Below are 13,166 nucleotides of genomic sequence, written 5' to 3' on the forward strand. Positions count from 1 at the left end.
ATCAACCCGGCAATGCAGCCCGGCGCGCCATGGGTGCCGCCCACAGCAACTGCGCTACACCGATGGCGCGCTCTTCGAAGCCGCCCTGGCAGTAGCACAGGTAGAACTCCCACAGGCGCTGGAAGGTGTCGTCGTAGCCCAGCTCCGCCAGCGCCGTGCGCGCCTGGCGCAGGTTGTCGCGCCAATGGCGCAGGGTGCGCGCATAGTCCAGGCCGAAGTCCTCGAGGTGCACCAGATTCAGCGCCGTCTGCCGACTGGCGGTGGCAAGCAGCACGCTCAGCGAAGGCAGTGCGCCGCCGGGGAAGATGTAGCGCTGGATGAAATCCACCGAGCGCCGTGCCTGGGCGTAACGCTGGTCGCGGATGGTGATGGCCTGCAGCAACATCAGGCCGTCGTCCTTGAGCAGCGCGGCGCATTGGCGGAAATAGGTGGGCAGGAAATGGTGGCCGACCGCCTCGATCATCTCGATCGACACCAGCTTGTCGAAGCGTCCCCGCAGTGCGCGGTAGTCTTCGCACAGCACCGTGACACGCTGTTCCAGGCCAAGCCTGCGCACCCGTTCAAGCGTATGAGTGTACTGCGCCGTGGAAAGGGTCGTGGTGGTGACCCGGCAGCCGTGATGGGTGGCGGCATGGATGGCCAGGCTGCCCCAGCCGCTGCCTATCTCCAGCAGGTGCTCGTGGGGCTTGAGCTCAAGCTTCTGGCAGATGCGTTCGAGCTTGTTCAACTGGGCCTGTTCGAGGGTTTGCGCCTGGCTGTCGAACTGCGCGGCGGAATACATCATGGTCGGGTCCAGCAGCCGTTCGAACAACGCGTTGCCCAGGTCGTAGTGCGCCATGATGTTGCGTCGGGCTCCACGCTGGCTGTTGCGGTTGAGCCGGTGCAGCAGGCGCAGGAGCGGGCGCCCGAGGCTCGCCAGCCCGCCTTCCATGGCGTCGAGCACCTCCAGGTTGGCAACGAACAGACGGGTGACGGCTGCCAGGTCCGGGCTGCGCCAGTAACCGTGGATGTACGCCTCCCCTGAACCAATCGAGCCATTGCTGGCCACCAGGCCCCAGGCTGTGTCATCGAGGATCTCCACTTCGGCCTGCAAGGGGCTGGCGGGGTCACCGAACGCCCATTGCCGGCCGCCGTCGACCAGCCGCAGATGGCCATGACGCAGGTGACGCAGCTGGGCCAGCACCGCCACCCGGGCCAGCCCACCCAGCCATGGGCTCAGCACCGCCGACTTGCTAATGCTCAGGGTCGGATCGGGCATGATCGGGGTCCTCGCAAGGGTGGCCGGGTGCCAAGTCGCCCTGGCTGGCCGTGTGGTTGTGGACGGGGATGCGTTTGAGCAGCAGGCGCAGGGCCTGCCAGTAGATGCCCGATAGGGTGCGCAGGCTCATCCATGGAAAGCTCAGGATGTGCTGGTGCAGGGCTGCGCGATCCAATGGCTGGCGGTGCAGTGCCAGGTCGGCGGTGAACACCCGCTGCCCGCCACGCCAGTTCTCCATGTGGATGCGAATGCGCTGGGCATCGAGGGAAAATCGCAGGCGGTACTCCATGTCCATCGGCATGAACGGCGAGACATGCAGGGCCTTGGCCATGGCGAACGAACGTGCGAGGTCGCCATCCACCGGCAGCACATAGTGGAAGCGCTCACGCCAGGGTGTGTTGCGCACCTCCAGCAGGATCGCCGCCAGCTGTTCATCGCGGTCATGGCAGAAGTAGAAACTCACCGGGTTGAACGATAGCCCCCAGCAGCGCGGCTGGGTCAGCAAGTGCACGGCGCCCTCGGGTTGCCGCCCGGTGGCCTGGGCCACCAGCGAGCGCACGGCCTGGGCCAGCGGCTGCCCCTGGCGGGTCAGTGCCGGCAGGTAATCGGTTTCGCGCCAGCTCAACGGTGCCCACCATGAGCGCCCCAACCAGCGGGACAGGCCGAGCAGTCGGTGTTGTTCATCCAGATCCACATGGAACATACCGATCCGGTAGCGGAAGGCATGAGGGCGCGGGGTCATGCGACAGTGGCTGACCCACCCCCGGCACAGGCTGCTGTTCACAGCCGCTCACCAAAGTGTTCGGCCACCTTCAGCGCGCTGAGCACGCCGTCCTCGTGGAAGCCATTGCCCCAGTAGGCTCCGCAGAAAAAGCTGTGCCGGCGCCCCTGCAGTTCGCCTTGGCGGGCCTGGGCGGCGAGGGCCGCGATGCTGTATTGCGGGTGCGCATAGTCGAAGCGAGCGAGGATCTGCGCCGGGTCGATCAGTGGTGTCTGGTTGAGGCTTACGCAGAAGGTCTCCGGCGCTTCGATTCCCTGCAGGATGTTCATGTCGTAGGTCAGCGCGGCAGGGGCCTGCTCCGGGCCGCCGAGGCGGTAGTTCCAGCTGGCCCAGGCCCTGCGGCGACGCGGTAGCAGGCGGGTGTCGGTATGCAGCACCACGTCATTGTTCGCATAGGCGATGGCGCCCAGCACGGCGCGCTCATCCATGCTCGGTGTCTCCAGCAGCGCCAGGGCCTGGTCGCTGTGGCAGGCGAATACCACCGCATCGAAACGCTCCGGGCCTGACGCGCTGAGCAAGGTGACGCCGCCGTCGTCACGGCTGACCCGGTGCACGGGGCAGTTGAGCCTGATCCGCTTGGCAAACGGACGGCACAGCGGCTCGACATAGCCTTGCGAGCCGCCCTCGATCACCCGCCATTGCGGCCGCCGGCTGACCGACAGCAGCCCATGGTTGCGGCAGAAACGCACGAAGAACTGTAAGGGAAAGGCGAACATGTCAGCGCGCGACATCGACCAGATCGCCGACCCCATGGGCACGATGTAGTGCTGGATGAACCGCTGGCCGTAACCCTGCGCCTGCAGGTAGCCGCCAAGGGTGGTGTCCTCGTCGATACGCTGCTGGTCGAGGTCGGCCAGGGCCTGGCGGTTGAAGCGCAGGATATCCCGCAGCATGCCCCAGAAGCCGGGCGACAGCGCGTTGCGACGCCGTGCGAACAGGGAGGCGAGGGTGTGGCCGTTGTACTCGAAGCCGCTGAGCGGGTCATGCACGGAAAAACTCATCTGGGTGGGCTTCGAGGTGACATTCAGCTGGTCGAGCAGCCGGATGAAGTGCGGGTAGGTCCAGTCGTTGAAGACGATGAAGCCGGTGTCCACCGCATAGCGCCGGTTACCCTGCGCAACCGTGACGGTATGGGTATGCCCGCCGATCCAGTCGGCCGCCTCGAACACGGTCACCGGGTGCCGGCGTGACAGCAGGTAGGCACAGGTCAGGCCGGCGATGCCGCTGCCGATGATGGCGATGCGCATGGTGGTCTAGCCCTTCGGGTTGCGCGCCAGGCGCTGGCCCAGCTTCAGCCGCCAGCGCACCGGCAGCGCGCCAAGCAGGCGCAGCAGCAGGGTGAAGGCGGTGGGGAAATTGATCTCCAGGGGCCGCCGTGGCAGGCGCGCGGCGATGTGCTGGGCGGCGTGCTCGGCACTCCAGAGCTGGGGCATGGGGAAGTCGTTGCGCCGGGTCAGCGGGGTGTCGACGAAGCCTGGGTTCACAAGGGTGGCATCGATACCTTCGTTGGCCAGGTCGATGCGCAGTGACTCCAGCAGGTAGCGCACGGCCGCCTTGGAGGCGCCATAGGCACCGGCACGCGGCAGGGCCAGCCAGGTGACCGAGCTGGCCGTCACCACCAGGTGCGGCCGCTTACCGAGCCGCAGCAAGGGCAGGGCGGCGGCGAGGCAGTAGCTGACGGCGAACAGGTTGGTGCGCACCACACGCTCCAGCAGCGCCGGGTCGAATTGCCCGGGCTCGAGGTACTCGCAGGTGCCGGCGTTGAGGATCACCAGGTCGAGCGCGCCCCAGTGGCGGGTGATCTGCTCGGCGATCTGTGCCACTTGTTCAGGCGCGTCCAGGTCACCGATGGCCAGTAGGACCTGCCCTGGATACCGCGCCACCAGTGGCGCGAAGCTGTCAGGCCGACGAGCGCCCAAGGCCACCTGGTGCCCTTGCTCCAGCAGGCGCCTGGCCAGTGCCGCGCCGATGCCGCTGCTGGCGCCGGTCAGCCAGCAACGGCTCATGCCAGCCGTCCCTTGAGCCAGCGGACCGCGCCGCCCATGACCGGGACATGCTCGTAAAGCAGGGCGCCGACGTCGAAGTAGTCCTGGTGGAAGTGGACCCGGTCGCGCCATTGCAGGTGACTGCAGCCTTGCAGGTGGATCGTGCGGCCGTTGGCCAGGCGCGGGTGATGAAACTGCAGGGACCATTGCAGGTAACCCCGGCCAGGCTGCACTTCATCGAGGTTGGTGAAGGTGTAGTGGATGCCGTGGGTGTTGGCATACAGCTGGGTGAAGTACGCCCGCAGGGCGGCCAGGCCGTGGACCTGGTGCAACGGGTCCTTGAAGGTCACATCCTCGCTGTACAGGGTTTCAAGGGTATCGAGGCGCTGCCCGTCAAGGCTGGCGAAGGTTTCGGCGAAGCGCTGCAGATACGCTGACATAGGCCGCTCCAGGTAAACCTGTACAGCGAGGTGATTTTGTACAGGTATAGGAAAAGCCTAGGTCAATATCTGTACAGGTCAATAGTCTTGTACAGGTATTTGTTCTCGCATCAGTGGGCATCCGTCGAAGGCTGCCTCGGCGGCTGGACCTTACGCATCAACGGCACCAGCAAGGTCGCCACGGCGAAACACAGCATGATTACCCTGAACGCATCGGCGTAGGTCAGCGTCTGCGCTTCACGCCAGGTCAACGCCCAGAGCTGGCGCAAGGCGGCCTGACTGGCGTCGAGGCTGCCCAGGCCCAACGCCTGGGCGTTACCAGTGAGTTGCTCGAGCCAGGCGTTCATGCCTTCGTTGCGTACGTTCAGGTGTTCGGCCAGGCGCAAGAAGTGCAGGTTGGTGCGATCGTTGAGCACTGTGGCGCATGCGGCGATGCCGATGGCACCGCCAAGGTTGCGCATCAGGTTGAACAGGCCCGACGCCAGCTTCAGCCGGGCGGGCGACAGCGCACCGAGCGTCAGGGTCACGGTGGGCGGCACTGCCATTTGCTGGGCAAAGCCGCGAATGGCCTGGGGCAGCAACAGTTCTTTGGCGCCCCAGTCGTGGGTGATGGGGGTGAAGTCCCACATCGAGATGCCGAACAACGCCAGCCCGAACATGAGTATCCAGCGCAGGTCCACGCGGTTGGCGAGGAAGGCGTACACCGGGATGGCCAGCAGCTGGAACACGCCGGTGGAAAACACCGCCAGGCCAATGTCCAGCGCGCCATAGCCGCGCACGCGGCCCAGGAACAGCGGTGTGAGATAGATGGTGGCGAAAATGCCGATCCCGGTGATGAAGGAAAACAGGCAGCCCAGGGCAAAATTGCGGTCGCCCAGGGCGCGCAGGTCGACGATGGGGTCGGCGATCTTCAGGCTGCGCCAGATGAACAGCACGCCACAGGCCCCGGCCAGCCAGGCGGTGGTGGTGATGGTGGCGTCGCTGAACCAGTTCCAGCGCGGGCCTTCTTCCAAGGTGTACTCCAGGCAGCCGAGGAACACTGCCATCAACCCCATGCCCAGGTAGTCGGCGCCCTTGAGCAGCCCCGGGTTGGGGCGGTCGACCTTGACCAGCAGGGGGACGGCGACGGTGACGAACAGGCCTGGCACCAGGTTGATGTAGAACAGCCAGTGCCAGGAGGAAATGTCGGTGATCCAGCCGCCGACCGCCGGGCCGAGGGTGGGCGCGAGGGAGGCGATGGCGCCGATCACCGAGGCGGCGATCACCCGCTGCTTGCCACTGAAGTAGATGAACGCCGTGGTGAACACCAGCGGGATCATCGAGCCCCCGAGAAACCCCTGCAGGGCGCGAAAGGCGATCATGCTCTGGATGTTCCAGGCCAGGGCGCACAGCAGGCTAGTCAGGGTGAAGCCCGCCGCGGACGCGGCGAACAGCCAGCGGGTGCTCATCACCCGGGACAGCCAGCCGGAGAGGGGGATGACGATGATTTCCGCGATCAGGTAGGCGGTCTGCACCCAGGCGGTGTCGTCCGCGCCGGCACTGAGACCGCCGCCGATGTCCTTGAGTGAGGCGGAGACGATCTGGATATCGATCAGGGCGATGAACATGCCCACGCACATCGTGGCGAAGGCGGCGACCTTCTGTGCCGGGGTGAGGGCCGGCAGTTCGCTGTTCAAGGCCGGCCTGCCACGGCAACGTCGGGTTGTGGCTGGGGCCTGGTGTCGATCTCGGCGATCACCGAAAGGCCGGGGCGCAGGGCACCGAAGTCGGCATCAGTGCCTTCAAGACGAACGCGCACGGGCACGCGCTGGACGATTTTGGTGAAGTTGCCTGTGGCATTCTCCGGGGGCAGCACGCTGAACTGTGCGCCGGTGGCCGGCGCGATGCTTTCGACGCGGCCATGGAAGGTGCGCCCCGGCAGAATGTCGGCGGTGACGCTCACGGCTTGGCCCACCTGCATGCGCGCCAGTTGGTCTTCCTTGAAGTTGGCATCCACCCACAACCCATGGGCGGGCACCACCGCGAGCAACTGGCTGCCGGCCGCGGCGTAGGCGCCGAGCTTGGCCCGGCGGTTGCCCACGTAGCCATCCACGGGCGCGCGCAGCTCGGTGTAGCCGATGTTCAGCCGTGCCTGTTCCCGCTCGGCCTCGGCCTGGGCCAGGGCCGCGCGGGCCTGCTGGCGCTGGGTGCCGATCACCGCCAGTTGCTGGCGCGCCCCGAGCAGGCCGGCCTCGGCATGGGCGCGGTCGGCCTGGGCGGTCTTCCAGGTGGCTTCCACCCGTTGCGCGCTTTGTACCGATACCGCCTGGCTGCCGACCAGGGTCTGGTAGCGCACCCTGTCGTACTGGGCGCGTTGGGCTTCGGCGCTGCGCGCGTCGATCTGTGCCTTGGCCTGGCTGATGACAGCCTGTTGCAATTGTTCGACGGCATCGAGGTTGGCCAGGCGTGCCTGCTGGGCGGCGACAGCGCCGTCGGCCTTGGCCAGGGCGGCCTGGTAGTCGCGCACATCGATTCGGGCGAGCAGGTCGCCGGCCTTGACGAACTGGTTGTCCATCACCGCGACTTCGGCGATGTAGCCGGGCACCTTGGCGCTGATCACGGTGACGTCGGCACCCACGTAGGCATCATCGGTGTCTTCGATGAAGCGACCACTGGACCACCAGTGGCTGGCGTAGCTTGCGGCGGCGACCACTGCGAATGCCAGGGCAGCGATACGCAGCACGGTTTTCCCACGCGCCGGTTTGTGCACGGCGACCACGTTGCTTTCGGCGGTATCGGGGGCTGCGCCAACCTGAGCGTTCATGACGGTCACTCCTCCTGGGAGGCTTGGCTGGGGAAAGGGGCCACCCACGTACTGCCCAGGCGATGCGCCTTGCCGGTCTCTGCGCGCCAGTGGGTCAGCGGGTCGGCATCGGGGGCGATGCGCAGGCGGTGGTCATCCACCGTGATGCGCTTGCCGGTGTTGCTGTCCACCAGTGCCAGGGCGACGGGTTCGCCGGTGTGCTCGTCGGCCAGGTAGACCTTGCGCGAGCCTTCGGCATGTTTCGCGCCCCAGGCCATCAGGGTCAGGATCACCGGGCGCAGGTCGCGACCGGCCTCGGTCAGCAGGTATTCGAAGCGCGGTGGGTTGTGCTGGTACGGGCGACGTTCGAGCAGGCCGCTGGCGAGCAGGTCGCTGAGCCGGCGGGTGAGGGTGTTGGTGGCGATGCCCAGGCTGTGCTGGAACTCGTCGAAGCGGCGCAGGCCGTAGAACGCATCGCGCAGGATCAACAGGCTCCAGCCATCGCCTATGTGCTCGAGGGCGCGGGCTACGGGGCAGGGCATGGGTTGGAAGCTGGCTTTTTTCATGGCGGCGGGCTCGGGGGGGGTGAGGTCAATATTTCATTGTCACTTGCATAATGCAAGTTACAGGGCCAGCCGCTTGTCTGGAGAGATGGGCCGTCTATGAGATCGAGCGCCGCCCGCGCGGCGCTCGATCTCCTGGGCACCACAACTTTCCCGGCGATCACTCTGCCAGCCCAGCCCCCCTCAACCCTTCAGCCAGACGCTTGAAATCCACGTCCCGGTGGATCGGCAACCACTCTCTCAACCTGGACACACATAACGTCGGTGCCAACCGCTGGACGACCGCCAACGCCTGCCGGGCCTCGGCCTGGCGCCCCTCCAGGGCATGGCAGGCGGCGACCAGCGCCTGTGCCGGGAGCAGGGCCGGCAGGTTGTACAAGGCCTTTTCCGCCCACCCGAGGGCCGTATCGAGGCGCCCGGCGAAGAAGTGAGCGATGGCCATGCCCACCTGGATGCGGAACATCTCCAGGTCCACCGGGCTCAAGCGCGCGGCATGGGCGAGGTTCTCGATCGCCACCTCGGTCTCGCCACGCAGCGCACGCAAGATCCCGCCCAGGTACCAGGCGGGCGCGAGGTTGGGGTTGAGCAGGCGCGCCCGGTCAAGCAGGGCGATGCCGCCGTCGAGGTCGCCGGTCAGGTGGGCCAGGGCGTGGCCGGCGCGGGTCAACGCCACCGCATCGTCGCGGCCGAGCTCCACCGCCAGCCTCGCCAGGCGGGTACCTTCGGCGATCTCCAGGGGGCGATCGACCATCCAGCCGTTGAGCTTGCGCCAGAAGTGGCACCACGCTGCCATGCCGTAGGCCGACGCAAACTCCGGGTCCAGCTCGATGGCCTGGTGAAACAGTGGCAAGGCCGCCTCGATGGCTTCGCGCGTGCCCTGATGCAGCTTCGCGGTGCCTCGCAGGTAGTAGTCGTAGGCGCAGAGGCTCGCGGTGGGCTTGCGCTTGGCCCGCTCGATCTCGGCCCGCTCGAGTTGCGGGGCGATCGCGCCCACCACGCTCTCGGCGATCCGGTCCTGCAATTCGAAAAGGTCGTCGAGTTCCCCCTCGAAGCGTTCGGCCCACAAATGTGCGCCACGGGTGGCGTCGATCAGCTGGCCGGTGATGCGGATCCGGTTACCGGCCTTGCGCACGCTGCCCTCAAGCACATAACGCACCCCGAGCTGGCGACTGACGCTGGCGATGTCCACGTGCTGGCCTTTGTAGGAGAAGCTGGAGTTGCGAGCGATCACGAACAGCCAGCGGATCCGCGAGAGTGCGGTGATGATGTCCTCGACCACGCCATCGGCGAAATAGTCCTGCGTGGGATCGCCACTGAGGTTCTGGAAGGGCAGCACCGTGATCGAAGGCCCGTCCGGGCATTCGAGACGCGGTTCCGGAGGTTCGTCGCCCAGGTCATCCGGGATCTGCCGGATATCGCCGATGAAGCGATAGCCTTTGCGGGCAACCGTGCGCAGCAGCCGCTGCTGCGAGCCTGAGTCGCCAATGGCTCGGCGTACCGCGTTGACATGGCTGGTGATGGTCGACTCGGAAACGATGCGGCCGCTCCACACCGCGTCCAGCAGTTCCTCCTTGCTGACCACGCGGTCCTGGTTGCCGACCAGCTGCAGCAACAGGTCGAAGGCTTGCGGAGTGATGGTCACGGCTTGCCCGCGCAGGGTCAGCTCCCGGCGTTGCTGGTCGAGCACGTAGTCTTCGAACATGAACCGCACGGCCGTTCCCCGACTGAATGATATCGACCCTCGATCATAAGACACTGCGAGACTGCCTGCAGCGGCGCTGACCAAGGGCCGGAAATGGACAGGCCCTCAAGCAATCTCCAAGGAAAATCCAAGGTCGGCACAAGGACTCTGCGGTGGCTCTGGCGCATCGTGCAGGGGCATTCAGTCGAACCTGCGGAGAGCACCCATGAAACTCGTCGTCATCGGAGGCACCGGCCTCATTGGATCGAAACTGGTCGCGCGTCTGCGCGGCAGCGGCCACGAGGTGGTCGCCGCGGCACCCAGCACCGGCATCGACAGCATTACCCGCCAGGGCCTGGCCGAGGCCATGGACGGCGCCCAGGTGGTCGTCGATGTCGCCAACGCGCCGTCCTGGGAGGACCAGGCCGTGCTCGACTTCTTCCAGACTGCCACCGGCAACCTGCTGGCGGCGGAGAAGGCTGCCGGCGTCGGGCATCACGTCGCCTTGTCGATCGTCGGTTGCGAGCGCCTGCCCGAGAATGGCTACTTCCGCGCAAAAGTGGCGCAGGAGGCGCTGATCAAGGCATCCGGCATGCCCTACACCTTGGTGCGGGCCACCCAGTTCTTCGAATTCGTCGGCGGCATCGCCGAGGCGGCTACCGAGGGTAATGAGGTGCGTGTGTCGCCCGCGTTGATCCAGCCGATGGCCTCGGACGACGTGGTCGCGGCCCTGGCCGAGGTGGCGCTTGCCGCGCCCGCCAACGCCACCCAGGAAATCGCCGGCCCGCAGGCTTTGCCGCTCGATGAGCTGATCCGTCGTTACCTGCGCCTTTCCGGCGATCCACGCAAGGTGGTGCCCGACGTCCATGCCCGGTACTTCGGCGCCGAACTCGACGACCAGTCGCTGACCGCCGGCCAGCACGCCCGCCTTGGCGTGACGCATTTCGAGGACTGGCTGGCGCGGTCTTGACACGGCCAGCCCACACTCATCCGATCGAAGGAGTTACACCATGTCCAGAAAAAAACTGACGGCCGCCACCTTGATTGCGCTCACTGTCGCCGCCGTTCCGGCTTGGGTGGTTGCCGCTGATTCACCCCCGGCGAGCAAAGTCTCAGTGGTTTTCGACCAGCCGCTACCCAACGTCCCCGGCAAAAGCATGAAGGGCGTGATCGTCGACTACGGGCCGGGCGCGGCGTCACCCTCGCACCGGCACCCGAAATCGGCCTTCATCTATGCCACCGTCCTCGAAGGCGAGGTCCGCAGCAGTGTCAACGGTGAGCCGGCGCGCACCTACAAGGTCGGGGAAAGTTGGTACGAAGCGCCCGGCGCGTTCCATGGGGTCAGCGCCAATGCCAGCGATTCCAAGCCTGCGCGGCTGATGGCAGTGTTCGTACTCGACAGCAGCGAGACCGAGCTGGTGACCCCGAGCGCGAAGTGATCAGCTGGCGCCCTGCTTATTCCTGGGCGTGGCGGGCTTGCCACTCGTCCAGGTAGGCCTGGTAGGCGTCCTGGCGGGTTTCGACGACCTGGCAGCGGTAGGTGGCGAACAGCACGCCCGGCAGTTGCAGGCCGCGTTTGCGCAGTGTCGCCAGGTCCGGTACGAACTGATCGGCGAATGGATCGAAGGCGATGCTGTAGGTGCTGAAGTCGCCTTCAGTGAAGCGCCGCACCAGCTGGGCGTAGAAGATCGCGTCGTCCTTCTGCGCATCGTCCGCGCTGGAATGCCACCACCCCTGGCCATACCAGTAGAGCAGCAAGGCGGTCCCGGCGTCGCACAACGGGTGGGCGAGGATCGCCCGTGGGGCAATCAGGCCGTCGTCCCAGTTCAGGTGTGACGCCACGTAGTGCAGTTCCTCCTTGCTCTGCAGGTCTGCCACGCAGACCAGGTCCTCTGGCGCCTTGTAGAGTTGCGCGCTCCAGTAGCTGAGTGTCTCGCGCATATCGGGGTCTTCGAGCTGGGCGAGCAGGGTGGCGCGGTCGGGGATGCCGTTGAGTTCGGCGCATTCGAAGGCGCGCAGGAACTGTTCCTGGGTGAGGCGCAGGGGCATGGGAGTGTTCATCCTTGAGCGGTAATGGGGAGCGCTTGATAACCCTGATGCGTGGAGAAATCAAGGGGTTGTGGTGCTTGTCTGAATAGGTGTGGCGTTTATGAGATCGAGCGCCGCCGGCGCGGCGCATCGCGGATGAATCCGCTCCTACATGTATTGCAACGTGCCGCACCTGTGAGGCCATGGTTGCCGAAACAAACCTGTAGGAGCGGATTCATCCGCGATGCGCCGCGCCGGCGGCGCTCGATCTCGAGAACGCTGCAACTCGCCCGCCGAACCCTCAATGATCAAGAAATATTCCCGGCCAAAACCTGCTCCAGCCCACGCCGATAGCTCGTCACTCCAAACGCCGGAAAACGCTCGCTGAACTTCGATGAATCGAACAGGTTGTCATGCGCATAGCGCGGCAACAGCTCCCGCAGTTCGCGTACTTGCCGGGAGACCAGCCCGGCGGCCGTCAACGTCCACTTGCCCAGCACCTTGTACGGGAGGTCCCTGCCGCAGATCTCGCTGGCCAGCGCCACGAGCTGGCGATAGGTCAGGCGATTGTCGTCGCAAGGCAGGTGCCAGGTGCTGCCATAGGCATCATCTGCATTGCCCAGCGCCGCCAGCGCACGACTGGCGTCGGGCGTCCAGATCAGCGTGCGCCGGGTGTCGTCGCGCACCGGCACGCGTGGCACCTTGCCGGCCTTGATGTTGTCCAGCACCAGGGTGTTGGTGATGCTCTGGGTCTTTCCGGGCCCATAGAACTCCGGTGCCCGGCCAATGAGCACCGGGATATCGCCACGGGCCATTTCCTCAAGCACCAGGTTCGCCATCGCCGCGCGCACCTGGCCCTTGCGCCCGACCGGAGCGAACGCCGTTTCCTCGGTCAGCACGCGAGCATCCTGCGGATACATGTAGGTGTTGTCGAAGTAGACGAACCGGGCGTTGGCCGCCCGGGCCGCGTCGAGGGCATGGCGCAGCATGACCGGGAACTGCGTTTCCCAGAGCGTGGTGTCCGGTGGCAAGCCTGCGGTGAAATAGACAGTGCTGCTGCCTTTGACGGCATCGACGGTCTGTCGGGCATCCAGCAGATCGGCCTTCACCAGGGTGTCGGTGGCGTTGACCTTGCGCGGGTTGCGGCTGACCAGGCGCAGGTCCTGGGTGTAGTGGGCGGCCAACTCGCGTGCCAGTTCCACGGCAATCTGGCCGGTCGCGCCCAGGATGGTTTGCATGCTGTGTCCTTCGATCTGTCAGGAAGGTGGGGAGGAGCGTAGTTGCCGGTGGTGAACGGCGGTGCTCGGACAAGACCTTAACCTTAAAGGCCACTTTAAGGTCAAGGGCGCAATGGCAACTTCATGATCTTCTTTAGGTTTTAAGTTAAAAATATAAAAAACAATGATTTAAATGTTTATTTTCATGTTGTTTCGACGTGGTGGGTCAGGCTTGGACATCCAGATGGATCCCATAAAGTTTTTCTTTTTGTTGCCTTGCCGCCGAGCCTCGTGGTTATCATCCGCCTGCGCTGGCGCCAGCAGCCCGGCGCGTAATGGAATGTCGACGGCCCACAGGCCAGCGGCACCGCAGCCGAAGGGACCACCCAGGCTCAACGCTTGTGGCCCTTCCACGCCCCCCCATAAGGATG

The 13,166-nt window shown here is 65.6% G+C and carries 13 protein-coding genes; 2 read left to right on the forward strand and 11 right to left on the reverse strand.

All coding sequences use genetic code 11. The features are described 5' to 3' along the window. Position 1 precedes the first annotated feature (1 nt). From PSEEN_RS12535 to PSEEN_RS12575, 9 genes are all read right to left on the reverse strand, one after another. Positions 2-1,258, reverse strand: coding sequence for an SAM-dependent methyltransferase (locus PSEEN_RS12535; RefSeq protein ID WP_011533884.1), 1,257 nt, complete (start codon positions 1,256-1,258; stop codon positions 2-4). After that, positions 1,233-2,042: a DUF1365 domain-containing protein gene (locus PSEEN_RS12540; RefSeq protein WP_011533885.1), complete on the reverse strand. Its 810-nt coding sequence runs from the start codon at positions 2,040-2,042 to the stop codon at positions 1,233-1,235. Before PSEEN_RS12540 ends, PSEEN_RS12535 begins: the two co-directional genes overlap by 26 nt. Then, positions 2,039-3,286, reverse strand: a complete 1,248-nt coding sequence (locus PSEEN_RS12545; protein ID WP_011533886.1) for an NAD(P)/FAD-dependent oxidoreductase — start codon at positions 3,284-3,286, stop codon at positions 2,039-2,041. Before PSEEN_RS12545 ends, PSEEN_RS12540 begins: the two co-directional genes overlap by 4 nt. A 6-nt stretch (positions 3,287-3,292) precedes the next feature. Next, positions 3,293-4,045, reverse strand: a complete 753-nt coding sequence (locus PSEEN_RS12550; protein ID WP_011533887.1) for an SDR family NAD(P)-dependent oxidoreductase — start codon at positions 4,043-4,045, stop codon at positions 3,293-3,295. Then, the gene (locus PSEEN_RS12555) at positions 4,042-4,464 is read right to left on the reverse strand and encodes a nuclear transport factor 2 family protein (RefSeq protein WP_011533888.1); all 423 of its coding nucleotides are present in this window, start codon (positions 4,462-4,464) and stop codon (positions 4,042-4,044) included. Before PSEEN_RS12555 ends, PSEEN_RS12550 begins: the two co-directional genes overlap by 4 nt. 110 nt (positions 4,465-4,574) lie before the next feature. Then, positions 4,575-6,083 (reverse strand): DHA2 family efflux MFS transporter permease subunit, encoded by a 1,509-nt coding sequence (locus tag PSEEN_RS12560; RefSeq protein ID WP_231845319.1) that lies wholly within the window; start codon positions 6,081-6,083, stop codon positions 4,575-4,577. Between the two features lie 53 nt (positions 6,084-6,136). Next, positions 6,137-7,267 (reverse strand): HlyD family secretion protein, encoded by a 1,131-nt coding sequence (locus tag PSEEN_RS12565; RefSeq protein WP_044488077.1) that lies wholly within the window; start codon positions 7,265-7,267, stop codon positions 6,137-6,139. 5 nt (positions 7,268-7,272) lie between these two features. After that, on the reverse strand, positions 7,273-7,812 hold the full coding sequence (locus PSEEN_RS12570) for a winged helix-turn-helix transcriptional regulator (RefSeq protein ID WP_011533891.1): 540 nt from the start codon (positions 7,810-7,812) through the stop codon (positions 7,273-7,275). A gap of 157 nt (positions 7,813-7,969) precedes the next feature. Then, positions 7,970-9,520 carry a winged helix-turn-helix domain-containing protein gene (locus PSEEN_RS12575; protein ID WP_044488079.1) on the reverse strand — a complete coding sequence of 517 codons (1,551 nt, stop codon included), beginning with the start codon at positions 9,518-9,520 and terminating at the stop codon, positions 7,970-7,972. Positions 9,521-9,716: 196 nt separating this feature from the next. Here PSEEN_RS12575 and PSEEN_RS12580 point away from each other — a divergent pair, with 196 nt between their 5' ends. Together PSEEN_RS12580 and PSEEN_RS12585 are read left to right on the forward strand one after the other, a co-directional pair. Continuing rightward, positions 9,717-10,460, forward strand: coding sequence for an SDR family oxidoreductase (locus tag PSEEN_RS12580; protein WP_011533893.1), 744 nt, complete (start codon positions 9,717-9,719; stop codon positions 10,458-10,460). A gap of 40 nt (positions 10,461-10,500) precedes the next feature. Continuing rightward, the gene (locus PSEEN_RS12585) at positions 10,501-10,929 is read left to right on the forward strand and encodes a cupin domain-containing protein (protein ID WP_011533894.1); all 429 of its coding nucleotides are present in this window, start codon (positions 10,501-10,503) and stop codon (positions 10,927-10,929) included. A 16-nt stretch (positions 10,930-10,945) separates the two neighbouring features. Here PSEEN_RS12585 and PSEEN_RS12590 read toward each other — a convergent pair whose 3' ends face one another. Next, on the reverse strand, positions 10,946-11,539 hold the full coding sequence (locus PSEEN_RS12590) for a DUF4274 domain-containing protein (protein ID WP_011533895.1): 594 nt from the start codon (positions 11,537-11,539) through the stop codon (positions 10,946-10,948). Between the two features lie 287 nt (positions 11,540-11,826). Next, positions 11,827-12,756 (reverse strand): NAD-dependent epimerase/dehydratase family protein, encoded by a 930-nt coding sequence (locus tag PSEEN_RS12595; protein ID WP_011533896.1) that lies wholly within the window; start codon positions 12,754-12,756, stop codon positions 11,827-11,829. Positions 12,757-13,166 lie beyond the last annotated feature (410 nt).

This window comes from Pseudomonas entomophila L48 (assembly GCF_000026105.1).
GTDB lineage: Bacteria > Pseudomonadota > Gammaproteobacteria > Pseudomonadales > Pseudomonadaceae > Aquipseudomonas > Aquipseudomonas entomophila.

What these genes read in the sequence shown, in the direction of transcription:
- PSEEN_RS12570 (WP_011533891.1), bottom strand. Translation starts at nt 7,812, where the DNA reads ATGAAAAAAGCCAGCTTCCAACCCATGCCCTGCCCCGTAGCCCGCGCC.
- PSEEN_RS12550 (WP_011533887.1), bottom strand. Translation starts at nt 4,045, where the DNA reads ATGAGCCGTTGCTGGCTGACCGGCGCCAGCAGCGGCATCGGCGCGGCA.
- PSEEN_RS12555 (WP_011533888.1), bottom strand. Translation starts at nt 4,464, where the DNA reads ATGTCAGCGTATCTGCAGCGCTTCGCCGAAACCTTCGCCAGCCTTGAC.
- PSEEN_RS12535 (WP_011533884.1), bottom strand. Translation starts at nt 1,258, where the DNA reads ATGCCCGATCCGACCCTGAGCATTAGCAAGTCGGCGGTGCTGAGCCCA.
- PSEEN_RS12560 (WP_231845319.1), bottom strand. Translation starts at nt 6,083, where the DNA reads ATGTGCGTGGGCATGTTCATCGCCCTGATCGATATCCAGATCGTCTCC.
- PSEEN_RS12565 (WP_044488077.1), bottom strand. Translation starts at nt 7,267, where the DNA reads ATGAACGCTCAGGTTGGCGCAGCCCCCGATACCGCCGAAAGCAACGTG.
- PSEEN_RS12545 (WP_011533886.1), bottom strand. Translation starts at nt 3,286, where the DNA reads ATGCGCATCGCCATCATCGGCAGCGGCATCGCCGGCCTGACCTGTGCC.
- PSEEN_RS12590 (WP_011533895.1), bottom strand. Translation starts at nt 11,539, where the DNA reads ATGCCCCTGCGCCTCACCCAGGAACAGTTCCTGCGCGCCTTCGAATGC.
- PSEEN_RS12595 (WP_011533896.1), bottom strand. Translation starts at nt 12,756, where the DNA reads ATGCAAACCATCCTGGGCGCGACCGGCCAGATTGCCGTGGAACTGGCA.
- PSEEN_RS12580 (WP_011533893.1), top strand. Translation starts at nt 9,717, where the DNA reads ATGAAACTCGTCGTCATCGGAGGCACCGGCCTCATTGGATCGAAACTG.
- PSEEN_RS12585 (WP_011533894.1), top strand. Translation starts at nt 10,501, where the DNA reads ATGTCCAGAAAAAAACTGACGGCCGCCACCTTGATTGCGCTCACTGTC.